General features: G+C 67.3%; 20 protein-coding genes. 16 read left to right on the top strand and 4 right to left on the bottom strand.

Annotation, left to right across the window (positions count from 1 at the left end):
* Positions 1–53: 53 nt before the first annotated feature.
* The 11 genes from ACUDCK_RS26155 (at position 54) to ACUDCK_RS26105 (ending at position 12,302) form a co-directional block, all read left to right on the top strand.
* Positions 54–1,340 (top strand): phage tail tape measure protein, encoded by a 1,287-nt coding sequence (locus ACUDCK_RS26155; RefSeq protein WP_175167013.1) that lies wholly within the window; start codon positions 54–56, stop codon positions 1,338–1,340.
* Between the two features lie 2 nt (positions 1,341–1,342).
* Complete coding sequence (locus tag ACUDCK_RS26150) at positions 1,343–1,681, top strand: phage tail protein (protein ID WP_054501195.1); 339 nt, start codon at positions 1,343–1,345, stop codon at positions 1,679–1,681.
* 4 nt (positions 1,682–1,685) lie between these two features.
* Positions 1,686–4,328: a pyocin knob domain-containing S74 family peptidase gene (locus ACUDCK_RS26145; protein ID WP_175167014.1), complete on the top strand. Its 2,643-nt coding sequence runs from the start codon at positions 1,686–1,688 to the stop codon at positions 4,326–4,328.
* 2 nt (positions 4,329–4,330) lie between these two features.
* Entirely contained in the window at positions 4,331–5,059 is a 729-nt protein-coding gene (locus tag ACUDCK_RS26140; RefSeq protein ID WP_054500539.1) for a phage minor tail protein L, read from the top strand.
* A gap of 2 nt (positions 5,060–5,061) precedes the next feature.
* The gene (locus ACUDCK_RS26135; protein ID WP_064525016.1) at positions 5,062–5,841 is read left to right on the top strand and encodes a C40 family peptidase; all 780 of its coding nucleotides are present in this window, start codon (positions 5,062–5,064) and stop codon (positions 5,839–5,841) included.
* The gene (locus ACUDCK_RS26130; protein WP_064525013.1) at positions 5,838–6,443 is read left to right on the top strand and encodes a tail assembly protein; all 606 of its coding nucleotides are present in this window, start codon (positions 5,838–5,840) and stop codon (positions 6,441–6,443) included. Before ACUDCK_RS26135 ends, ACUDCK_RS26130 begins: the two co-directional genes overlap by 4 nt.
* On the top strand, positions 6,440–10,072 hold the full coding sequence (locus ACUDCK_RS26125) for a host specificity protein J (RefSeq protein ID WP_217481212.1): 3,633 nt from the start codon (positions 6,440–6,442) through the stop codon (positions 10,070–10,072). The genes ACUDCK_RS26130 and ACUDCK_RS26125 overlap by 4 nt, the downstream gene beginning before the upstream one ends.
* Positions 10,073–10,076: 4 nt before the next feature.
* The gene (locus ACUDCK_RS26120; RefSeq protein WP_064525010.1) at positions 10,077–10,442 is read left to right on the top strand and encodes a hypothetical protein; all 366 of its coding nucleotides are present in this window, start codon (positions 10,077–10,079) and stop codon (positions 10,440–10,442) included.
* Positions 10,423–10,656 carry a hypothetical protein gene (locus ACUDCK_RS26115; RefSeq protein WP_054500542.1) on the top strand — a complete coding sequence of 78 codons (234 nt, stop codon included), beginning with the start codon at positions 10,423–10,425 and terminating at the stop codon, positions 10,654–10,656. Before ACUDCK_RS26120 ends, ACUDCK_RS26115 begins: the two co-directional genes overlap by 20 nt.
* Positions 10,653–11,249 carry a tail assembly protein gene (locus ACUDCK_RS26110; protein WP_054500543.1) on the top strand — a complete coding sequence of 199 codons (597 nt, stop codon included), beginning with the start codon at positions 10,653–10,655 and terminating at the stop codon, positions 11,247–11,249. Before ACUDCK_RS26115 ends, ACUDCK_RS26110 begins: the two co-directional genes overlap by 4 nt.
* A 123-nt stretch (positions 11,250–11,372) precedes the next feature.
* A complete protein-coding gene (locus tag ACUDCK_RS26105; RefSeq protein WP_175167015.1) occupies positions 11,373–12,302 on the top strand; it encodes a LysR family transcriptional regulator in 930 nt (309 codons plus the stop codon).
* Positions 12,303–12,357: 55 nt separating this feature from the next.
* Here ACUDCK_RS26105 and ACUDCK_RS26100 read toward each other — a convergent pair whose 3' ends face one another.
* Genes ACUDCK_RS26100 through ACUDCK_RS26090 form a run of 3 tightly spaced genes read right to left on the bottom strand, consistent with a single transcriptional unit; the run spans position 12,358 to position 15,399 of the window.
* Positions 12,358–13,176, bottom strand: coding sequence for an SDR family oxidoreductase (locus tag ACUDCK_RS26100; protein ID WP_175167016.1), 819 nt, complete (start codon positions 13,174–13,176; stop codon positions 12,358–12,360).
* Between the two features lie 31 nt (positions 13,177–13,207).
* Positions 13,208–14,407, bottom strand: coding sequence for an ABC transporter substrate-binding protein (locus ACUDCK_RS26095; protein WP_063587942.1), 1,200 nt, complete (start codon positions 14,405–14,407; stop codon positions 13,208–13,210).
* A 56-nt stretch (positions 14,408–14,463) separates the two neighbouring features.
* Complete coding sequence (locus tag ACUDCK_RS26090; protein ID WP_049076490.1) at positions 14,464–15,399, bottom strand: BKACE family enzyme; 936 nt, start codon at positions 15,397–15,399, stop codon at positions 14,464–14,466.
* Between the two features lie 268 nt (positions 15,400–15,667).
* On the opposite strand from ACUDCK_RS26090, the gene ACUDCK_RS26085 reads away from it, so the two are divergent.
* The 5 genes from ACUDCK_RS26085 (at position 15,668) to ACUDCK_RS26065 (ending at position 21,368) form a co-directional block, all read left to right on the top strand.
* On the top strand, positions 15,668–17,239 hold the full coding sequence (locus ACUDCK_RS26085) for a xylulokinase (RefSeq protein ID WP_244976855.1): 1,572 nt from the start codon (positions 15,668–15,670) through the stop codon (positions 17,237–17,239).
* Between the two features lie 147 nt (positions 17,240–17,386).
* On the top strand, positions 17,387–18,331 hold the full coding sequence (locus ACUDCK_RS26080) for an ABC transporter permease (protein WP_054500547.1): 945 nt from the start codon (positions 17,387–17,389) through the stop codon (positions 18,329–18,331).
* A gap of 14 nt (positions 18,332–18,345) precedes the next feature.
* Positions 18,346–19,305, top strand: a complete 960-nt coding sequence (locus ACUDCK_RS26075; protein ID WP_054414631.1) for a sugar ABC transporter substrate-binding protein — start codon at positions 18,346–18,348, stop codon at positions 19,303–19,305.
* Positions 19,306–19,350: 45 nt separating this feature from the next.
* Positions 19,351–20,121, top strand: coding sequence for an ATP-binding cassette domain-containing protein (locus ACUDCK_RS26070; protein ID WP_175167017.1), 771 nt, complete (start codon positions 19,351–19,353; stop codon positions 20,119–20,121).
* Positions 20,122–20,288: 167 nt separating this feature from the next.
* Complete coding sequence (locus tag ACUDCK_RS26065) at positions 20,289–21,368, top strand: hypothetical protein (protein ID WP_064524993.1); 1,080 nt, start codon at positions 20,289–20,291, stop codon at positions 21,366–21,368.
* A 106-nt stretch (positions 21,369–21,474) separates the two neighbouring features.
* Here the strand turns inward: ACUDCK_RS26065 and ACUDCK_RS26060 are convergent, their stop codons facing one another.
* The gene (locus tag ACUDCK_RS26060; RefSeq protein WP_006385706.1) at positions 21,475–21,756 is read right to left on the bottom strand and encodes a peptidylprolyl isomerase; all 282 of its coding nucleotides are present in this window, start codon (positions 21,754–21,756) and stop codon (positions 21,475–21,477) included.

Genomic DNA, 21,756 nt, shown 5'->3' with positions numbered 1-21,756 from the left:
GTGTCCGGCCCGCGCGAGCGGGCCGGAGGCGGATCTATGTGAGGTATAGGACCATGGCAAACAACAATAACGCCGCGAATATCGAGGCGGAAAACAGGGCGCTCAGACAGAACACCCTCGAGCTCAATCGCAATGCGGCGGCCCGGCGGGCATGGGAGAGCGCCGTTGCGCGGGCCGCGACCGTGTGCCAGAAAAGCAACGACACCACCGACAAGGGCACCGACGGCAAGAAAAAGTCGACGGACGCGCTGAACAAGCATGCCCAGGCGATCCGGTCCGAGGCGGTCGAGCAGGCGCTGGCGGAAATGAAGAAGGCCGGCGCGATGCTGGGCGTGGATACCGAAGTCGGGAAGATGGAGGTCGAGGCCAGCATCGGCAGGTTCTCGGGCGAGAGCATTGGTGACAAGATCAGCCTGATGGTCGGCGCGTTGGATCTGGACAAGCAGCGCAACGACGTGAAGATGAGCGCGTATATCCAGAGCCTCGTGAATCCCAACGCGGCCGCCAGCGAGGAGAAACGCCAGAAGCAGGCGGCGCTAGATGAGGCGTTAGGTGACGGCAGGCTGAGCCAGGACAAGTACGACAAGGAACGGCGCAATCTCGGACTCGTCGAGAAAGACGGCGACTTCATGGCGAAGGTGAACGACAAGCTGCTCGAATCGGCGCGCAACGGTGCGGGCAAGATCCAGGACATCCTGGGCACCAAGATGTACGACTTCGTTTCCGAGAAATTCGACAAGATGGGGCTGTCGTTCCTGGACAACGTGGCGAAGATGGTGACATCGGCCGCCTCCGCCCAGCTCATGGAGACGTTGCTGGGCAAGGAATTCATGTCGGGTTCGGGCGGCCTGGGGGGCTGGATTGGCCAGGCGGGCGGCTTCATTGCTGGGTTGTTCGGTTCGGGTGGCGCAAGTACCGCCAGCGCCATCGTGCCATCGGTGGCCCAGGCGTTTCCCGTTTCCCTGAACGCCAAGGGCAATGCCTTCACCAACGGCATGGTCTCCAGCCCCGTCGCCTTCCCCATGGGCGTCATGGGCGAAGCCGGCCCCGAGGCCATCATGCCGCTGCATCGCGGCGCCGACGGCTCGCTCGGCATCCGCGCCGCCTTCCCGAATGTGGGCGGTGACACGGGCCAGACCGCCGGCGGGGTATCCGTCAATGTCTACGTGCAGGACGGCAACGTCAGTTCCTCGAGCGAATCGGGCGAGGGCGGGTGGCAGCAGTTCGGCCAGCAGATCGGCGAATACGTCACCCAGCTTGTGGACCGCCGCATGACGCAATCGTATCGCCAGGGCGGCCTGGCCTGGCAAGCCAACAACAACCGTTTAGCGGGGGCATGATCATGGCAATCGAAACCTTCACCTGGTCGCCGCGCGTCAATCCGCAAGGGCGGACCAAGTTTCGCGTGCTGAGCGCGCAGTTCGGCGATGGCTACCGCCAGACCGCGGCCGACGGCATCAACAACAAAGTGGCCTCGTGGCCGCTGCAGTTCTCCGGCTCGGGAGCGCAGGTCGGGCCGATCGTGGCATTCCTGGACCGGCACCAGGGGTATCGGGCCTTCCAGTGGCAACCGCCGCTGGGCGAGCCGGGCTACTACACCGCGACGGATTACGACCTGACCGCGATGGGCGGCGAGATGTACTCGCTGGCCGTGACCTTCCAACAAGTCTTCAGGCCCTGACACCATGGCAACCCTACAAGCGATCAATGTCGGCAAGACCGACAACGACCAGGCGGGCGATCCGCTGCGCGTGGCCATGCAGAAGGTGAACGCGAACTTCGCCGACGTGCAGTCCGGACTGGCTGGCCTGTGGAATGCGTCGACGCTTGGCGCGACAGTGGACCTGAACACGCTGACCAACCCCGGACGCTATCATCAGGGTGCCAACGCCAACGCGTTGACGGGCAGCAACTATCCGATCGCGAACGCCGGCCTGCTGGAAGTGGCGGCTTCCGCGGACGGCCTGTTCGTATACCAGGAATACACCCAGTACCGGTCGGGCACCTATTCGCGTCGTTTCTGGCGTTCGTTCTATGGTGGCATCTGGGCCGCCTGGCAGGAGTTGCCGGCGCTGTCGCAGAAAGGGGCCGCCAATGGTCTGGCCACGCTGGATGCGAATGGCAAGGTGCCCGTGGCGCAGATCCCGAGCGCGTTTGCGGCCGTCCTGCCGACGACCGCGCACGATCTGAATGACTACGCCACGCCGGGTTCGTTCTATCAGTCCGCCATCGCCGGGGCCACGGCGGGCGCCAATTATCCGGTGGCCAACGTCGGCTTTCTTGAAGTCACGGCCACCGGCACGCCGGTGGCGCAGGTCTACACCACTCGCACCAATGTTGCGGCCGCCATGCAGCGCTTCTGGCGCGTGCGGGTGTCGGCGACCGCCTGGTCCGCCTGGAAGGAACTGACCGACGTCTCGACCGTGGTGTCCTATGCCGGATCGATGGCGGCCGCGCAGGATCTGAACAGCTATACGCAACGGGGCCTGTGGGCCGTCGCCTCGTCGGCGATCGCGGCCGGGGGCAGCAATTTTCCGGTCGGACAGTCGGGCTACCTGCTGGTCATGTCTGCCTCGCCCCAGGGCGGCGCCAGCGTTACCTCCGGGGTGTGCCAGGTGTATTACGCCGGCAATGGCAACAAGGTATATAACCGTTCGCTGATCACCGGAACCTGGTCGCCCTGGGTGGCCAGCGTCGATTCAGGGCAACTGGCAGCGCCGGGCGGCATTGCCACACTGGACGCTGCCGGCAAGGTGCCGCAGGCGCAGATCCCGGGCGTCAACGCGCGGCCGTTGGGCGCTGCGGATGACTTGGATACCTATGCTACGCCGGGCGACTACAGCCAGAACACCAATGCGGCCGCGGCGGCCGGGGCGAACTATCCCGCGCCGCTGGCCGGCCTGCTGTCGGTGAAATTCGGTACCGGCAGCAACAACGCGGTGTACCAGGAGTACACCACCTATACGCTGGCCAATCCGCGCAAGTTCATCCGCAACCGTTTCCAGAGCGCGGGCGTCGCCACCTGGGGGCCGTGGTTCGAACAGGCCCGCGCCGATCAGGCGATGACGCATGTCTACCTGACCGCCGCGACGGACGCCAACACGCTGGTCTCGGACAACACGTTCTACACCTGGGGAGCGGCGACGCCCATGTCGGCCGGATCGAACTGGCCGCCCAGCGCCGCCGTCAATGTCGGCTACATGAATGTCTATTGGTTGTCGGCGGGGATCGTTTGCCAGGAAGTGTCGGTGCTCTTCACCGGCCAGAAGCCGCGCCGCTATGTGCGCCACGGCAACACCACCAACGGCGGCTGGCAACCGTGGCGCGCCGTGGGTAGCTGGAGCAATGCGCTGCAGATGCCGACCGCGGATTGTGGCGACATCTACGTCGACGGCGCGGGCTGGCACCGCTGGAATGGAACGGCCTACGCGAAATACGATCCGAGCGTGGCGCAGGACCTGGTGTTTGATTCCGCCGCCTGGAAAGTCCGCGGCGCGATGGGCTTTGGTCCCAATGCGGGCGGGGTTTTCCAGAGCCTGTCGGGCACGGGCAACCTGAATGTCGCACCCGGCACCGCCGCCGCGGGCAGCCGCGTGAACGTGTGGCAGGACAGCGGCGCCAACGCCAGCGTGCTGTCCTTGCAATGCTTTCCGTCGGGCTCGTACATCACCAGCGGCAGAACCGGGACGGGCGCCTACCAGCCGCTGATATTCGAAGTCATCGGCTATGACTGCGGACGCATCAACACCGCCGCCACCTGGGTCCTGGGCGCGGAATACAGCCGCAATTACCTGGTGCGGCAGGCCATCAACTTCGAAGGCGGCGGCAGCCGCTTCGGCACGCTGTATAGCCCGCAGGCGGACAACACGTCGCCAATCGTGTTCACCAACGCCGCAGGCGGGCTGGTGGGCACCATCCAGACCTCGCCGTCGGCAACCTCGTACAACACCACGTCGGACTACCGCGTGAAGTACGACATCGAGGATATGGACGGCGCATGGGCCTTGCGGTCCGTGCTGCGCATGCGGCCACGCACGTTCCGGATGGTGATGGACGACAGCGCGCAGGATGGCTTCATCGCGCATGAACTGCAGGAAGTGGCGCCGCTGGCCGTGTCGGGCGAAAAGGACGCGGTCATGACCGATGTCCACGGCGCCGCGCCACGCATGAAGCTGCAAGGCGTCGACAGCTCCAAGCTGGTCGCGCGCATGGTCTGCGCCATGCAGGAAATGCACCGGCGTATCGAGGAACTGACCAGACAGGTCGAGCGCCTGCGTGGCGGGGACGGCGAGTCCGGACAACCGCCACGGCAGGCTGAAGAGGAATAGCAATGGGTATTTATTCAGACGTTCAAAAGCTGGAAGTCGGCGCATTGGTCGAGCTGTTCGAGCTGGATGCGACGGCCATCGGCGGCCAGGTCCTGCGTTTCCATGGCTACACGCAAGTGGGACCCATCTGGTGGCAGGGGCAGCAGTACGATCCGTGGGCCATCCGCGCCGAAGGGTTCGAACTGGTGGGAGAGGGCCAGCAGCCCTCGCCGACGCTGTCCGTGGGCAACATTGGGCAGGACGACAAGGGTAAGCCGGTGGTGGGCGTGATCTCGGCGCTTTGCGTCCACCTGGACGACCTGGTGGGCGCGCGCGTGGTGGTGCGTCGCACGCTCGGGAAGTATCTGGATGCGGTCAATTTCCCGCAGGGCAATCCCACCGCCGATCCGCAGGAAGAGTTGCCGCAGGAAGTCTGGCTGGTGCAGCAAAAGACCGCCGAAACCGCCGAGGTGGTCGAATTCTCGCTCTCTAGCGCGCTGGATTTCAACGGCCAGAAGCTGCCCGACCGGCCGATCATCGCCGGCGTGTGCTCGTGGCTGCGCAAGGGCGGTTATCGCGGTCCCTACTGCGGTTACACCGGCAGCCGCATGTTCGACCTGGATGGCAAGCCGGTCAGCGATCCGACGCTGGACCGCTGTTCGGGCCTGATGTCCGACTGCAAGAAGCGCTTCGGCGAATACGAAGTCATCAACTTCGGCGGCTTTCCGTCCGCCGACCTGGTCAGGGGATAGCCATGCTCAAACGCACGATGCAGGCCATCCGCGCCCATGGCGTGGCGACGTATCCGCAGGAATGCTGCGGGCTGGTGGTCAAGGCGGGCCGACGCGAATGGTATGTGCCGTGCCGCAATACCGCCGCTAGCGAAGAGCACTTCGTCATGTCGGCGCAGGACTACGCGGCGGCCGAGGAAAGCGGCCGGATCACGGCCGTGGTGCACTCGCACCCGGATGCGGCGGCGCTGCCCAGCGAAGCCGACCGGGTGGCCTGCGAGGCCTCCGGCCTGCCCTGGTACATCGTTGCCGTGGCCAAGGATCTGGACGGCAAGGTCAAGGCCGGCGAGATCCGCGGCTTCACGCCGGAGGGCTTCCAGGCGCCGCTGCTGGGGCGCCAGTTCGCCCACGGCGTGCTCGATTGCTATTCGCTGGTGCGCGACTGGTATGCGCGCGAACGCGGCATCACCCTGCCGGACTTCCCGCGCGAGGATGGCTGGTGGGAACCTGGCCGCGCCGGCGATCTGTACATGGATCACTACGCCGAGGCGGGCTTTCGCCCGCTGCAGCCGCATGAAGCGCTGGCGCCGGGCGACGTGGTGGTGATGCAGGTGCGTTCGGACCGCGCCAACCATGCCGGCGTCTTCCTCGGCGCGCAGCCGTTGAGCGAAGCGCCGGACCTGTTTCCGCTGCCCGACGCGATGCTGCATCACCTGTATGGGCGCGACTCCGAGCGAGTCGTGTACGGCGGATTCTGGCGTGAAGCCACCCGGGTGGTGTTGCGCCATGGAGAAAAGACATGAACGACAGGACACGAGTGGTCCGGCTCTACGGCTGGCTGGGCGCGCGCTTCGGCCGCGAGCACCGTCTGGCCGTGGCCAGTCCGGCCGAGGCGGTGCGGGCGCTGTGCGCCCTGTTGCCGGGCTTTGAACGCGCGCTCGCGAACAGCGAGCAACGCGGCGTGCGCTTTGCCTGCTTTGCCGGCCGCCGCAATCTGTCGGAAGACGAATTGGGATATCCAGTGGGCGCGGATGCCATCCGCATCGCGCCGGTGCTGGCGGGCGCCAAGAACGGCGGCCTGTTCCAGACGGTACTGGGGGCGGCGTTGATCGCCGCGGCGGCGTTCTACAGCGGCGGCCTGACGGCGGCGTTCACGGCGGGGGGCATGATTCAGGCCACGGCCACGCTGGGCCTGTCGATGATGCTGGGCGGCGTCGCGCAACTGCTGTCGCCGCAGCAGCGGCTGCTCAGCGCCAGGGATCGGCCGGAGAACGGCGCCTCCTACAACTTCAACGGGCCCGTCAACACGACGGCACAGGGCAATCCCGTGCCGCTGTTGTACGGGGAAATGTTCGTCGGCAGCGCCACGATCTCCGCGGGCATCTATTCGGAAGACCAGGTATGAAACAACGACATCGCATCAGGAACAGGGCGCCCGCGGGCGCCTTTTCTTTTGGCGGCAAGCCGCTGGCCGAGGGCCGGGGCCTTGTCGGCCACAAGGGCAAGGGCGGCGGCGGCGGCCGCACGCCGGTGGAATCGCCCGACAGCCTGCACAGCACCGCCTACGCGCGCGTCATCGACCTGCTGGGCGAAGGCGAGATCTACGGCCCCGTGCACGGCATGGACAACGCGCTGCGCGATGTCTACCTGAACGGCACGCCCGTGGCCAACGAGGACGGCTCGCTGAACTTCGCCGGCGCGTCGATCGACTTTCGCACCGGCACGCAGCTGCAGGAGCCGCTGCCCGGCTTTCCCGCGTCGGAAAACACCATCGGCATCAACGCCGAGCTCAAGTCGAGCCAGCCGTGGACGCGTCTGTTCACCAACCTGCAGGCCTCGGCCGTGCGCGTCACGCTGGCGGTCGAAGGCCTGAGCCGCGCGGATACCAAGAACGGCGACATCAACGGCTACCGCGTCGAATACGTGATCGAGCTGAACACCGACGGCGCCGGCTACCAGACGGTGCTGTCGACCGCGTTCGACGGCAAGACCACCCAGCGCTATACGCGCTCGCATCGCATCGAGCTGCCGCGCGCGCGCCAGGGCTGGACCGTGCGCGTGCGCCGCGTGACGCCCAACGCCAACAGCAACACCATCTCGGATCGCACCGTGGTGGACACGGTCACCGAGATCGTCGACGCCAAGCTGCGCTATCCGATGTCGGCGCTGGTGGGCATCAAGATCGACGCGTCGCAGTTCCAGAGCATTCCCACCCGCGCGTATCACGTGCGCGGCCGCATCATCCGGGTGCCGTCCAACTATCACCCGGACCTGCGCCGCTATGACGGCGTGTGGGACGGCACCTTCAAGCTGGCCTGGACCAACAATCCGGCGTGGGTGTTCTACGACCTCATCAGCAACGACCGCTACGGCCTGGGCACGCGCGTGCCGGCGGGCTGGCTCGACAAGTGGGGCCTGTACCAGATAGGCCGCTACTGCGACGAGATGGTCGATGACGGCTTCGGCGGCAAGGAGCCGCGCTTTACCTGCAACGTCTACCTGCAACAAGCGGCCGATGCCTACCGGGTAGTGCAGGACTTCGCCTCGATCTTTCGCGGCATGGCCTATTGGGCCAACGCCGCCGTGTTCGCCTCGGCCGACATGCCGGGCGATCCGGTCTACACCTTCTCGTCGGCCAACGTGGTCGATGGGCGCTTCAACTACGTCGGCTCGGCGCTGACCACGCGCTATACGGTGGCGCTGGTGTCCTGGAACGACATGTCCGAGATGGGTCGCCAGAAGGTCGAGTATGTCGAGAACCGCGAGGGCATTGCGCGTTACGGCATTCAGCAGGTGGAAGTGACCGGGTTCGGCTGCACCTCGCGCGGCCAGGCGCACCGGATCGGCAAGTGGATGCTGCTGACCTCCAACCTGGAGACGCGCTCGGTCACGTTCTCGGTGGGCCTGGACGCCTGCCGTGTGCGGCCGGGCAGCGTCATTCGCGTGGCCGACCAGCATCTGGCGGGCCGCCGCATCGGCGGCCGCATCCGCGAAGGCTCGGCGACGCAGGTCACGGTTGACGCCGAACTCGGCGTGCGGCCGGGCGACCGCCTGACCGTCAACCTGCCCAACGGCCTGTCGGAGACCCGCGTGGTGGCGACCGCGGTGGGCACCGGCCTGACCGTGGACAACACCGTCTTCACGGTGGACTCGACCGAGCTGACCGCCGACCTGGTCGGCCTGCCCGGCACGGTGCTGCACATCACGGTCACCACGCCGTTCTCGCAGGCGCCGCAGGCCGAGTGCGTGTGGACGCTGGAGTCCGAGGCCCTGTCGGCGCAGACGTTCCGCGTGTTGAGCGTCAAGCGCAAGGAAGGCCTGGTGGCCGAGATCGCCGCCGTGCAGCACGAACCCGGCAAGTTCGACAACGTCGATTTCGGCACGCGACTCGATCCCAAGCCGATCACCGTCGTGCCGCCGTCGGTGCAACCGGCCCCTGTGAACATCCGCCTGGCCTCGCGCTCGGTGATCGACCAGGGCCTGGCGCGGCACGTCGGCGTCATTAGCTGGGACGCGGCGCCGTCGGCCGTGGCGTACCAGGTGCAGTGGCGGCGCGACAATTCCGACTGGGTCGAAGCGGGCCGCACCGGCGCGCTGACGCTGGAATTGCCGGATATCCGCGCCGGCGCCTACGTGGCGCGGGTGCGGGCGATCAACGTGTCGGACATCTCGTCGGTGTGGGTCAACTCCACCGAGACAATGCTGGAAGGCGACATCGCGCCGCCGCCGGCGTTGGCGCTGCTGGCCGCCAAACCGCTGGTATTCGGCATCGACCTGCGCTGGGCCTTTCCGGAAGGGCGTTTCACCGCCCAGCGCACCGAGATCTGGTACAGCGCGTCCGACGACCGCGCCAGCGCCGTCAAGCTGGGCGACTTCGCCTTCCCGCAAAGCGCCCATACCCTGATGGGGCTGGCGGCCGGCAAGCGCTTCTACTTCTGGGGCCGAATCGTTGCCCTGAACGGCGAGATCGGCGCCTGGTATCCGGGCGACCAGGGCGTGATGGGCGAGTCCAGTTGGGAAGCCAGCGAGATCCTGGAATACCTGAACGGCAAGATCAGCCGCGACGAACTGGCCCAGGAGCTGACCGGCACCATCGATGGCCTGACCACCGGCCTGGACGAGACCCGCGCAGCGATCACGGCGGAGGAGACCAAGCGGGCCGATGCCGATGGGGCGCTGTCCGCGCGCGTCGACACGGTGATGGCGACCGCCAACGGCGCGGCCGCCGGCGTGCAGGAAACGCGCAATGCGCTGGTGGACGTCGACGGCCAGCTCAAGGCCACCTGGAGCATCAAGGCCCAGGTCACGAAGGACAACAAGATCTACGCAGCGGGCATGTCGCTGGGCGCCTACTCCCAGCCGGATGGCCAGATGCAGACCTCGGTGTACTTCCAGGCCGACCGGCTGGCGCTGCTGAACGTGGCCAACGGCGCGACGACCACGCCGTTCGTGATCGAGAACGGGCAGACGTTCATCAACGACGCCTTGATCGGTTCGGCGAAGATCACGAATGCGATGATCCGGAGCTTGAGTGCGGAGAAGATCAATGCCGGGGTGATGAGTGCGCAGCGTATCGATGTCAATACGATTGCCGCGCAACTTGCCAACGTGGGCCAGGCGTATATCAAGCGCGCCAATATTCACGATGCGCAGGTGGATACGTTGTCGATCGCCGGGAATGCGGTGACGATTCCCGTATCGTGGTCCGGCAAGAAGGGCGGTACGGCAATCATCAACAGCAACGTGGAAGGACCGGTGGTGGTGATTGCGTACCGAGGAGGGTATCCAGCGACTACGTCGAATCTTCGCATCTACGTCAATGGCGAAATGAAGGAGGAAGCCGCTGGCATGCAGACATCCTGGCAGAGCGGGAGCGGTGATGGCTGGCAACCGATTGAGTACTACAGCCTGCCGGTAACCGCTATCGCTATTGGCCAGGCTCGCGCAGGCAACACGGAAATTACCGTGGTCTCGTCGAACTCGGTGAGCAACAACGCCGACATTCGTTTCATCGCTCTCATGGTGAAGAGGTAAGAGCATGTTTACTGCATCATTTTACGATTCGACCGGCCAGATAACCGGCGTCATGCGCGGGCCTCGTGCCAGTGTCGAGGCGACATCCGAGGTCACGGGGGTTCCCTTCGTGGAAGGCGCGTCGGATTCGGAGCGCTACTACGTACGGGAAGGCGCCATCGTCGAAAGGCCGGCGTCCCCCGCCATTCTGTCGCAACACACGCTGTCGGCGCTGCCGGTGCCGTGCACCATCCATGTCGGTAAGTCGGCGTACGCCTGCACTGATACAGTCGCCGAGTTGTCTTTCGAGCATGTCGGCACATTTCACGTCACCGTCGAAGCCTGGCCCTATCTGAACAAGGAGTTCACTGTTGAAAATCCGCCACTATGAACCCTACGCGCCGCTGCGCGCCCGTGCCTATCCCGCCATCGGCGACCAGCTCGACGCGATCATGAAGTTCGCCGCGCACCTGCTGGCGTCGGGCCAGGCGCTGCCCGACGAGGTGACGAGCTGGGTGGCGCAATGTCATAACGTCAAGCAGCGCTACCCGAAGCCGGCCGACGCCGCGGCCGCGCCGCAAGGACTGCCGGAGAGCCAGGCATGACCCAACCCCTCACAACCGTCCGCCTCTACGGCCGGCTGGGCGCGGAGTTCGGCCGGCTGCACCGGCTGGCCGTCTCCAGCACCGCCGAAGCGGTACGCGCACTGTGCGTATTGCTGCCCGGCTTCGAGGCCCGCCTGCTCGACAGCGAATCCCGGGGAGTGCGCTACGCCTGCTTCCTCGGCCGCCGCAACCTGGAGGAAAGCGAACTGGCGCGGCCTGCGGGCCGTGAAGACATCCGCATCGCGCCCATGCCCACCGGCGCCAAGCGTGGCGGCCTGATGCAGGTGGTGGTGGGCGTGGCGATGATCGTCGCGTCCTTCATCCCCGGCATCAACGTCGCGTTGTGGGCGGGCGCCAGCACTTCGCTGATGACCATGGGCCTGGCCATGACGCTGGGCGGCGTGGTGCAGTTGCTCACGCCGCAGCAGCGCGCCCTGAGCGTCAAGGACGGGCCCAATAACGGCGCGTCGTACAACTTCAACGGCCCGGTTAACACCACGGCGCAGGGCAATCCCGTGCCGGTGCTGTATGGCGAGATGTTCGTGGGCAGCGCCACCATCTCGGCGGGCATCTACTCCGAAGACCAGGTGTGACGGCGATTCGCGGATACCGGACGGTTGCCCGTCCGGCCCGCCAGCCCTTGGCGGTCTTCTCGACCTAGAATCAGGCATCGGGCGGAGCGAGCCTCCGCGCCAACAGTGGAGCCGCGACGCCGCATGAAACGCAATTTCAACATCCACGACCTGCGCATCTTCTACACCGTGGTCATGACCGGATCCACCCGGCAGGCCGCGCAGGCCATGCACCTCACGCAGCCGGCGGTCAGCCACGCCATCTCGCGGCTCGAACAGTCGACCGGCGTGCAGTTGTTCGACCGCTCCCACAAGACGCTGCGGCCCACCGAGGCCGGCCAGTACCTGTACGGCGAGGCCAAGTTCGTGCTGGATGAATTGGTGCGCATCGACGAGGCGCTGCATAGCATCGAGCAGTTCGGCGGCCGCGGGCTGCGCATTGCCTGCTCGCCCGCGCTGGCGCTTTCCTACGCGCCCGACGCGGTGCGCCGCTACCTTAAAGCCAATGGCACGAGGCCGTTCTCGCTCGACCTGGAGTCATCGGTGCAGGCGATCAGCGCCGTCGACACCATGCGCGCCGATTTCGGGCTGGGGGCGGTGTCGCAGCAGAGCGCGCGGCTGGCGTTCCGGCCCTTCCTGCGCACCGAGGTCATGGCCATCGTGCATCGCGAGCATTGCCTTGCGCGGGGCGATGCCGTGAGGGTCGGCGACATCCGCCCCGATAGCTACGTGCAGCCCTTGTGGTCCGACTACGTCATGCCCCAGGGCGACATCGCCGAGTCGATGCAGTTGCGTTCCGGCATGCGGGCCCATATGTCGCTGCTGGCGGGCACCGTATGCGCGGTGCGCGGTGTCAGCATGGTCAACGCGCTGTCGGCGGCCGATATCGCGACAGCCTACCCGGAATTGGTGGCGCTGCCGTTGGCTTCGCGCCAGTGGTTCGATTTCGTGTTGATCGCGCGCAACGAGGCGGCCAGCCAGGAGCCGAGCGAGCGCCTGGTCGAGGCGCTGCACGCGGCCGCCCGCGAACGGCAACGGGGGGTGTACGAGCAAACGATCCAGTTGCTCGCTTAGGCGCCGGGCGCCGAGCGCCGGTGGCCGCGCGCCCCGGTGCGGCAGGGGAAGACCTTCAGTCCGCGGGCGGTTGCCACGGCAGCGATTGCAGGTCGCCGTCGATGCTGATGGCCTGTCCGCTGACCATCGCGCCGAAGGGACTCGCCAGGAACAGCGCCATGTTGGCGATGTCAGCGGCGCGCACGAACTGCCCCAGGCTGACGCCGGCCAGTTCGAGCCGGGTTTCCTCGGCCACCGTCACGCCCATGTTGCGGGCGCGGGCCGCGATCACGCGGTCGATGCGCGGCCCCGCCACCAGGCCCGGCAGCAGCGCGTTGACGCGGATGCCGTAGCCGCCCAGTTCCACCGCCAGCGAACGGGTCAGGCCGACCACGCCCCACTTGGTGGCGGCGTAGGGCGTGCGCATCGGCACGCCCATGCGGCCGGCGACCGAGCTGATATTGATAATGCTGCCGCCGCCCGCCTCGCGCAGCGCCGGCAGCGCATGCCGCACGGTATGGAACTGCGCGGCCAGGTTGATGTCCAGCGTCGCGTCCAGGTCCTGCGGGGCGATGTCGCCGATGCCGGCGGTCGGCCCGGCGATGCCGGCGTTGTTCACCAGCACGTCGAGTCCGCCCAGGTGCGACAGCGCCTCGCCCATGTAGCGCTCGATCTCATCGCGCCGGCTCACGTCGGCGCGCGAATGGGGATGCGGGCAGGCCGCCAGCGCCTGTTCGTCCACATCGCACACATGCACCCGCGCGCCGCGCGCCGCGAAAGCGCCGGCGATGGCGGCGCCGATGCCGGCCGCGCCCGCCGTGACGATGACGCGTTTGCCCGACAGGTCCACGGGCAGGGCGCCGATGTCCGCCGGGACGGGGTTTTTCACTGTCATGCTGGTTCCTCCAGGGATGACCCGCGCGGGATCAGGGTTTCATCAGGCGGCAGGTCGATTCGGCCGGCGAGGTATAGATCTGGTCGCCCGGCGCGCGCGCCACCAGTTTGTAGTAATCCCAAGGCCCCTTCGATTCCGCGGGCGCTTTCACCTGCATCAGGAACATGTCGTGCACCATCAGGCCGTCGGCGCGGATCCTGCCGTCTTTCACGAAGAAGTCGTTCACCGGATTGGCCTTCAGCCACTTCATCACCGTGTCGCCATCGGTGCTGCCGGTGGCGGCCACGGCCTTCAGGTAGGTGGTGGTGGCCGAGTAGTCGCCGGCCTGCAGCATCGACGGCTTCTTCTTCATCTTCTCCTCGAAGCGCGCCGCCCACTGGCGCGACGCGTCGTCCTGGTCCCAATACCACGCCGTGGTCAGGTACATGCCCTGCGCCGCCGGCAGGCCGAGCGCGTGGATGTCGGTGATCAGCACCAGCAGGCCGGCGATCTTCATCTTCGGCGTCAACCCGAATTCGGCGGCCGCCTTGACCGCGTTGCTGGTGTCGCTGGCGGAGTTGGCCAGCCCCAGCACCGAGGCGCCCGACGCCTGCGCCTGCAGGATGAAGGACGAGAAGTCCGCCGTGTTCAGCGGATGGCGCACGCGCCCCTTGACCGTTCCGCCCTCGGCCTGCACGACGGTCGAGGCATCGCGTTCGAGCGCCTGGCCGAAGGCGTGGTCCACCGTCAGGAAGAACCAGTCCTTGTTGCCTTCCTTGAGCATCGCCCGCGCCGTGCCGCGCGCCAGCGACACCGTGTCGTAGACATAGTGCACGGTGTAGGGCGTGCATTGCGAATTGGTCAGTTCCGAGGCGCCCGCGCTCACCACGAAGAACGGCGTCTTCTTCTCTTCGGCCACCTTGGCCATGGCCAGCGCGGCCGCCGAGTTGGCGCCGGCGATCAGCATGTTCACGCCTTTCTGGTCGAGCCATTCGCGGGCCCGCGACGAGGCGATGTCGGCGCGGTTCTGGTGGTCGGCCACCAGCACCTCGACCTTCTTGCCCGCCACCACGCCGCCCAGGTCGGCCACCGCCATCTTGATGGCCTCGGCGCCGCCGGGACCATCGGCGTCCGCCGACAGGCCCGACATGTCGGTGATGAAGCCGATGCGGATCACGCCCTCATCGGCCCGGGCCGCGCCCGTCCATCCCAGCACGGCGGCCAGCGCGGCCGCGCACAGTGTCTTTTTCATGTGTGTCTCCTCGATCCCGCGGATCTCGTTGTGGTGGATGGCCTCGCCGCCTTGGTTCAGAAGGCAACGTCCTGGCCACCTTTCAGTTGCAGGGTCGCGCGCGCTTCGTCGGGCGTGGCGATCTGCAGCGACAGGTCTTCCAGGATGCGGCGGATGCGCCGCACCTGGTCGGCGTTGGACCGCGCCAGTTCTCCCGGCCCGTCCCACAGCGAATCTTCCAGTCCCACGCGCACGTTGCCGCCCATCGTCGCGGCCATGGTGGCCAGCGGTGTCTGCTTGCGTCCGGCCGCCAGCACCGACCAGGTGTAGTCGGCGCCAAACAGGCGGTCGGCGGTGCGCTTCATCATCATCACGTCCTCGGGGTGGGTGCCGATGCCGCCCCGGATGCCGAACACGGACTGGATCAGGAAAGGCGGCTTGAGCAGCTTGCGGTCGACGAAATGGGCCGCGGTGTACAGGTGGCCGATGTCGTAGCACTCGATCTCGAAGCGCGTGCCGTTGTCGCCGCAGGATGTCAGGATGTGCTCGATGTCCTTGAAGGTGTTCTTGAAGATCAGGTCGTTGCTGCCTTCCAGGTAGGGGCGTTCCCAGGTGTGCGAGAACGTCTTGAAGCGCTCCAGCAGTTCGTACATGCCGAAGTTCATCGAGCCCATGTTCAGTGACGCGACTTCCGGCTTGAAGCGCAGCGCCGGCGCCATGCGGTCGGCCAGCGGCAGCACCGGCGAACCGCCCGTGGTGATGTTGATCACCACATCGGACGCGGCTTTGATGCGCGGCAGGAACTGCGCATACAGCGCCGGGTCCTGCGTCGGCTGGCCGGTGTCCGGCCGGCGCGCGTGCAAGTGCACGATGGCCGCGCCCGCCTCGGCCGCCTCGATGGCGGAGCGGGCGATCTCGTCGGGCGTGACGGGCAGGTGCGGCGACATCGACGGTGTATGGACCGAGCCGGTGATGGCGCAGGTAATGATGACCTTGTTCCTGGATGGCTTCATGGGCCTGGACCTCTTGGATGTGAAGGCCCGGCTGTCTCCCGCCAGGCGCAGGCCATTCTGTCGCACGCCGCCGGCCGCTGTCACCTGAACAGAAATTATCAATTGATAGGGAATCCGGTGCTGCGGCGCAACGTAGGGAGGGCCGGCGACGGAGGGGGGGCGGGATTCGGGGGGCCGTGCCATCGCTTCCATTGATGCGCCGGAAGGGGCGTTTTCGTAATATGCCGGTTCCGGCGCGCCCGTTCCCTTGCCCTTTTCGATCGATGTCATGAATGCTTCTGTGAACTACGTCCTCGCGGTGGACCTGGGCGGCACGCGCTTTCGCGCGGCGCTGGTCGACGGGGAGGGCGGCATCGCCCATTCCTGCTTCATCGACAGCCCGGCGGGAAACGCGCTTCAGTCCGGTTGCGACGAGATCGACGCCGACGCCTGGTGGCGCGGCCTGCAGGCGCTGGCGGACACCCTGGCGGCGCAGGCCGGCGCGGCGGCTTTCGACGCGGTCCAGGCCATTGCCATCTGCGGTGTCACGCGCACGCAGGTGTTCGTGGACGCGCACGGCGCGGCCATCCGGCCCGCCATCACCTGGCGCGATACGCGGGCGGCGGCGGACCTGCCCGAATGGTTGTCGTCGCTGCCGGCCGGCCATCCGGAAATCGGACAGATCAACGCCTTTCATCCCTGGGCGCGCATCGCCTGGTTGTTGCGCAGGGAACCGGCGCACGCGGCCCGTGTGCGGGCGGTGCTGGATCCCAAGGATTACCTCAATCTGCGCCTGACCGGCCGTGTGGCCAGCGACACGGTTTCGCTGGCTCGCCTGGCGGCTGCGGCGTCCCCTGTTCCGATATACGCCGGGCCGGCGTCCCCGGCTGTCGCGGAGGTGCCGGCTCCGGCGGCGCCCGCCACCGACCTGCTCACCGCCATTGGCGCCGACCCCGCCTGGGTGCCCGACCTGCTCGATCCCCTGGACACCGTCGGCCCGGTGCGGTCCGGCCTGCCGGGCGCGCTGGCCCGCCTGGCCGGCCGTCCCGTGATTGCCTGCGCCAACGACACCTGGGCCGCCGTCGCCGGCCTGGGCGCGTTGCGCCCGGGGTATGCCTACAACATCTCGGGCACCACCGAAGTGTTCGGCGCGGTGGGCGCCGAGCCGGTGCATGCCGAGGGCCTGATGACCGTGGATTGGGGCGGCGGCCATCACCAGGTCGGCGGGCCAGGCCAGAATGGCGCCGACACCATTGCCTGGCTGTTGCCCTTGCTGGGCCGCCTGGGCGCTGAAGGCATGGCCGGCGTCGGCCCGGCGATGGATGCCCTGCTGGGCGCGCCGCGCGATCCGCAGCCGGCGCTGTTCCTGCCGTACCTGCAGGGCGAGCGCGTGCCGTACTGGGATCCGCACCTGCGCGGCGCCTTTGTCGGCCTGAACCGGCGCCATGGCCCGGGCGACCTGGCCTGGGCCGTGCTGGAAGGCGTGGCGTTCCTGAACCGCATCGTGCTGGAGCGCGCCGAGGCGGCGCTGGGCCAGCCCGTGGCCGAAATCCGTTTCGGCGGCGGCGCCGCGTCCAATCCGCGGTGGTGCCAGGCCAAGGCCGACATCTGCGAGCGTCCCGTCATCGTCGGCCAGGCCGACCAGCCCGGCATTCTTGGCGCGGCGGCCACGGCCTGGACCGGGGTGGGGCGTTACGCCAGCTTCGCGGCGGCGCAGGATGCGCTGGCGCGCGTCGCCCGGCGCTACGCGCCGCGCGCCGACCGGGTCGCCGATTATCGGGCCCTATATGCCCAGTTCCGCGCCGCCGAAGCCGCGCTGGCGCCCGTGTCGCATGCATTGACGGCGCTGCGGCTGGGGTAAAACCCTAGGCGCGATCCGGCGCGCCGCTCTGCCGGCGCGCGTGTGCCGGGTATACACTACGACGCCACAGGCCCGGACCACGATCCGGCCGGCGGGCGCGGCATGGTGGACGCCCCGCCATCAATCACATGCAGCAAGGGCGAGTCGATGCGCGGCATCCTGGAAAAGTACGGTACGGCAATCGCGGGATTGGTCCTGGTGGGCTTTTTCGCGATAGCCGCCCCGAATTTCGCCGCGCCCGGCAACCTGCTGAACATCGCCAAGGAAACCAGCTTCCTGGCCATCATCGCCATCGGCTTCACGCTGGCGCTGGTGACCGCGGAACTGGACCTGTCCGTGGCCGACGTGGCCAGCCTGGCCGCCGTGGTCACCGGCGCCCTGGTGCATACCGGCCAACCCGTGCTGCTGGCGATTGCCGCCGGCCTGGGCGTCGGCCTCTTCTGCGGCCTCTTCAATGGCTTTGCCGTCACCCGGCTGCGGGTGCCCTCCCTGATCGCCACGCTCGGCATGGCCGCCATGGCGCGCGGCTTCGCCTTCATGCTGACGGACGGCGTCTCGTACGTGGGCCGCTGGCCCGCCGCGTTCACCGACCTGGCGCGCGGCAAGCCTTTCGGCATTCCCGCGCTGGTGCTGTGGATGGTGGGCGCGGTGCTGCTCGCCTTCTTCCTGGTCAAGTGGACCCGCACCGGCGCCCGCATGACCGCCACCGGAGAGGCCGGCGAGTCCGCCCGCCTGGCGGGCATCAACATCCGCGCCATGAAGAGCATCGGCCTGGCGCTGTCGGGCCTGTGCGCCGGCCTGGCCGCCGTGCTGCTGACCTCCAGCCTGTCGTCCGCCGCGCCCAACATGGCCGGCGACTATTTCCTGTACGCCATCGCCGCCGTGCTGCTGGGCATGACCATGTTCAATCCCGGCCATGCCAACATTCCCGGCACGCTGGTCGCCGCGCTGATCCTCAAGGTCCTGGGCAACGGCCTGGTGCTGATGGGCGCAGCCTATTACGTGCAGGACATCGTCCTGGGCTTCATCATCGTCGCGTCCGTCGCGGTGTCATCGGCCGTGCTCAAGAAAGCGGCCTTCAAATTCGGATAGGAAGGGGAAACAGCATGAACCGATTCATCAAGCGCACGTTGCTGCTGGGCGCGTTTGCCGCGCAGGCGCTGGCGGCCAGCGCCGCGCACGCCTTCGACGTCGGCGTGGTGGCCTTCCAGATGTCCTCGGAGACCCATGCGCGCGCCGCCAACGCCGCCGCCGAGGCCGCCCGCGCCAAGGGCTGGACCGTGACGCAGTTGAACGCCGAAGGCTCGCTGCCCAAGCTGGCCGAGCAGCTCGACACGCTGGTCAACAAGAAGGTCGACGCCATCGTCATCGCCATGGGCAAGCCGGTCGAGACCGACGCCCAGTTGCAGGCCGCCAAGGAAAAAGGCATCGCCGTCGTCGGCGTCATGTCCGGCGCCAGCCCGCACATGCTGTTCGACGTCGAGGTCAATGAATACGCCACCGGCGCGCAATCGGTGCTGTACCTGCTGGGCAAGATGGGCTACCAGGGCAACATCCTGTCGGCCCGCTTCGACGGCAACTCCGGCACCCGCATCCGCGGCAAGATGCTCGACGCGGTGCTGTCGGAAAACACCGCCGTCAAGGACCTGGCCAAGTTCAGCATGGCGCGCACGCAAAGCTGGCGCGACGACGTGCGCAACGGCATGCAGGCGCTGTTCCTGCGCAACCAGGGGCAGTTCAAGGGCGTCTGGGCCTCGTTCGACGGCCAGGCCTACGTGATTGACGACCTGCTGCAGGCGCAAGGCATGAAGAAGGGCGACATCACGCTGGTGTCGGTCGACGGCGGCCCGGAGACCTATCGCCGCATCGCCGATCCCAACAGCCTCATCACCGCCACCATGATGATTCCGTTCGAGCAGTTGGGCGTCACCGCCGTCGACGCGATTGACCGCATCGTCGTCAAGAAGGAACCCAAGGACAAGATCGCGTCCGGCCCCTACCTGTTCATGGACTCGGTGCTGGTCGATGCCAGCAACGTGCAGAAATTCCTGACCCCCGCCAAATAGGCCCACGGCAGGCGGCGTGCCGCGCCGCCCGCCGCCGTATCATTCATGTCCGCTTCCGCCACCATGACCGCCGCTCCGCCCGCCGCGCTATCGCTTCGCCAAGTCCGCAAGTCCTACGGCGCCGTCGCGGCCCTGAAGGGCGTCGACCTGGAGGTGCCGGCGGGCCGCGTCATGGCCATCTGCGGCGACAACGGCGCCGGCAAGTCCACGCTGATCCGCATCATTTCGGGCGCCCAGGCGCCCACGGGCGGCGAGTTGAGCCTGGATGGCAAGCCGGTGGTGTTCGGCTCGCCGCATGACGCGCTGGCGCAGGGCATCGCCACCATCTACCAGGACCTGGCGCTGGCGCCGCGCCTGTCCATCTGGGAAAACGTCTTCATGGGCGCCGAACTGGTGCGCCGCATCGGCCCGCTGCGTGTGCTCGACAAGCGCCGCATGGCGCAGGAGGCGCGCGGCTACCTGCAACGCCTGTCGGTGCCGATCGACGACATGGACCGCCCCGTCGAGCGCATGTCGGGTGGCCAGCGTCAGGCCGTGGCCATCGCGCGGGCGCTGCGCTGGGATGCGCGCGTCGTCATCATGGACGAGCCCACCGCCGCGCTCGGCGTCAAGGAAACCGCGCTGGTCCTGAACCTGGTGCGCAAGCTGCGCGAGGAAGGGCGCACCGTCATCCTGATCAGCCACAACATGGCGGACGTGGTCGCCCTGGCCGACCGCGTCGCGATTCTGAAAAGCGGCGTCAAGGTCGTGGAGCGCGACGTGGCGGGCCTGGACGCCGACGCGCTGGCGCATATGGTGATGACGGGCAAGTCCTGACCGTCCGGGCGCGGACAAAGTCAGGTGCAAACTTCACAGACCTTCACACGGATCCTGCGTAGCATTGGCGTATCTCGTTCCCGAATGCCGCATCAATGACTCCCTACGCCGTCTTTCGTGTCGGCCGCCCGCCTCGACGCCCGCTGCGCTCACGTGCCGCGGGCGTCTTGCTGCTGACCTGCGCCCTGGCGCTGCCGGGCGCCGCCGCCGCGATGACGGCGGGCGCCGCTGTTTCACCGGCCCGTTGCATGCGTATCGTGTTGCAACAGCAGGACGACCGCCTGACGCTGCAATCGGATTACGACGCGACCACGCAGACCGTCGTCCCCGAGCGGTCGGCCGCGCTCCTGTCCAAGGAGTTCCGGCGCGTCTACGACATGCTGGAAGAAAACCGGCGCCTCGACGGCCGGTTTGACGCGCGCATGGCGGTCTTGTCGCATGAACTGCTGGGACCCCTGCTGCCCGCGCTGCGCAAGGCGCCGTGCGTCATCTTCGAGATCCAGCCGACTTCGATGCACTTCGCGCTCGATCTGCTGCCGGTTGACGGCACGCCGTTGTTTGTCCAGAAGCCGGTCGCGTTCCGATTCCTGGCGACGGCCGGAATGTCAGAGGACAGCGCCGCGCCCGGATCCCGCCTGTCGCCCGCCGCGCCCGCGATTGCCGGCGCGCGTCCGCGCGCCGTCGCCTTCGGTCCCGAGGCTCGGGGCTTGATCCTGAGGGACCCGCAGACCGATCCCGACGACGGCACCGGCGACGTGCGCCGCCTCTACCCCGGCTCGGCCTTCCAGCTCACCACGACCGCCACGCCCGACATGTTCGCGCGCAGCCGCTATGATTTCCTGCTGATCAGCGGCGAAGGCGTCGTCAGCCCCACCTGGGGGCGGCCGGAAAAAGACGAGAACGACGCCATCGGCCTGGGCGAGGACGACATGTACCCCAAGGACCTGCAGGGCGCCGCTTTCGATCTGGTCTATCTCGACGCGAGCCAACTGGGCATGAGCAAGGCTTTCATCGACGCCGCGCGCCGGTGCGGCGCCCGGCACTACCTGGCTCCCATCATCAGCAACGAGGCGGGCCATTCCTCGACCCTGATGCTGCGCTACTTCTTCGGCGGCGCGCGCCAGGGCGAGGCGCCCATGGAAGCGCTGTATCGCGCTCGCAAGCGGATCTACCAGGAGTTCGAGGGCAAGGTGAATCGCACCGAGCAGATCTACTACGCGTATCCGTTCCGGTTGTATCTGCTGTAGGGGGTGGGCAGGCTTGCGGCTGCGCCGCGGGCCGTTTTGCCGCTCCAAAAAAAACCGCCGCCGGCGATGCGCCGGCGACGGACTCTTGGCCTGCTCAGGCGAGGACTCAGTCCTTGCGGCTGGTCACTTCGACCAGGTGGTAACCGAACTGGGTCTTCACCGGGCCCTGGACTTCGCCGACCGGGGCGCTGAACACCACGGTGTCGAATTCCTTGACCATCTGGCCCGGGCCGAACGTGCCCAGGTTGCCGCCGTCGCGGCTCGACGGGCAGCTCGAGTTTTCCTTGGCCAGTTGGGCGAAGTCGGCGCCGTTTTCGATGGCGGTCTTCAGTTCGTTGGCCTTGGCTTCGGTCGAAACCAGGATGTGGCGGGCGGAGGCTTGTGCCAT

It is taken from the genome of Achromobacter sp. CF-sbj1-Ac2-l (assembly GCF_052698165.1).
The sequence above is the reverse complement of the archived record's forward strand: the minus strand, read 5'-3'. Positions and strand labels throughout refer to the sequence as shown.

Coding starts and splice junctions, on each gene's coding strand:
- ACUDCK_RS26120 (WP_064525010.1), top strand. CDS start 10,077: ATGTTTACTGCATCATTTTACGATTCGACCGGCCAGATAACCGGCGTC.
- ACUDCK_RS26105 (WP_175167015.1), top strand. CDS start 11,373: ATGAAACGCAATTTCAACATCCACGACCTGCGCATCTTCTACACCGTG.
- ACUDCK_RS26130 (WP_064525013.1), top strand. CDS start 5,838: ATGAACGACAGGACACGAGTGGTCCGGCTCTACGGCTGGCTGGGCGCG.
- ACUDCK_RS26090 (WP_049076490.1), bottom strand. CDS start 15,399: ATGAAGCCATCCAGGAACAAGGTCATCATTACCTGCGCCATCACCGGC.
- ACUDCK_RS26155 (WP_175167013.1), top strand. CDS start 54: ATGGCAAACAACAATAACGCCGCGAATATCGAGGCGGAAAACAGGGCG.
- ACUDCK_RS26060 (WP_006385706.1), bottom strand. CDS start 21,756: ATGGCACAAGCCTCCGCCCGCCACATCCTGGTTTCGACCGAAGCCAAG.
- ACUDCK_RS26100 (WP_175167016.1), bottom strand. CDS start 13,176: ATGACAGTGAAAAACCCCGTCCCGGCGGACATCGGCGCCCTGCCCGTG.
- ACUDCK_RS26135 (WP_064525016.1), top strand. CDS start 5,062: ATGCTCAAACGCACGATGCAGGCCATCCGCGCCCATGGCGTGGCGACG.
- ACUDCK_RS26140 (WP_054500539.1), top strand. CDS start 4,331: ATGGGTATTTATTCAGACGTTCAAAAGCTGGAAGTCGGCGCATTGGTC.
- ACUDCK_RS26145 (WP_175167014.1), top strand. CDS start 1,686: ATGGCAACCCTACAAGCGATCAATGTCGGCAAGACCGACAACGACCAG.
- ACUDCK_RS26125 (WP_217481212.1), top strand. CDS start 6,440: ATGAAACAACGACATCGCATCAGGAACAGGGCGCCCGCGGGCGCCTTT.
- ACUDCK_RS26080 (WP_054500547.1), top strand. CDS start 17,387: ATGCGCGGCATCCTGGAAAAGTACGGTACGGCAATCGCGGGATTGGTC.
- ACUDCK_RS26095 (WP_063587942.1), bottom strand. CDS start 14,407: ATGAAAAAGACACTGTGCGCGGCCGCGCTGGCCGCCGTGCTGGGATGG.
- ACUDCK_RS26075 (WP_054414631.1), top strand. CDS start 18,346: ATGAACCGATTCATCAAGCGCACGTTGCTGCTGGGCGCGTTTGCCGCG.
- ACUDCK_RS26150 (WP_054501195.1), top strand. CDS start 1,343: ATGGCAATCGAAACCTTCACCTGGTCGCCGCGCGTCAATCCGCAAGGG.
- ACUDCK_RS26085 (WP_244976855.1), top strand. CDS start 15,668: ATGAATGCTTCTGTGAACTACGTCCTCGCGGTGGACCTGGGCGGCACG.
- ACUDCK_RS26110 (WP_054500543.1), top strand. CDS start 10,653: ATGACCCAACCCCTCACAACCGTCCGCCTCTACGGCCGGCTGGGCGCG.
- ACUDCK_RS26070 (WP_175167017.1), top strand. CDS start 19,351: ATGTCCGCTTCCGCCACCATGACCGCCGCTCCGCCCGCCGCGCTATCG.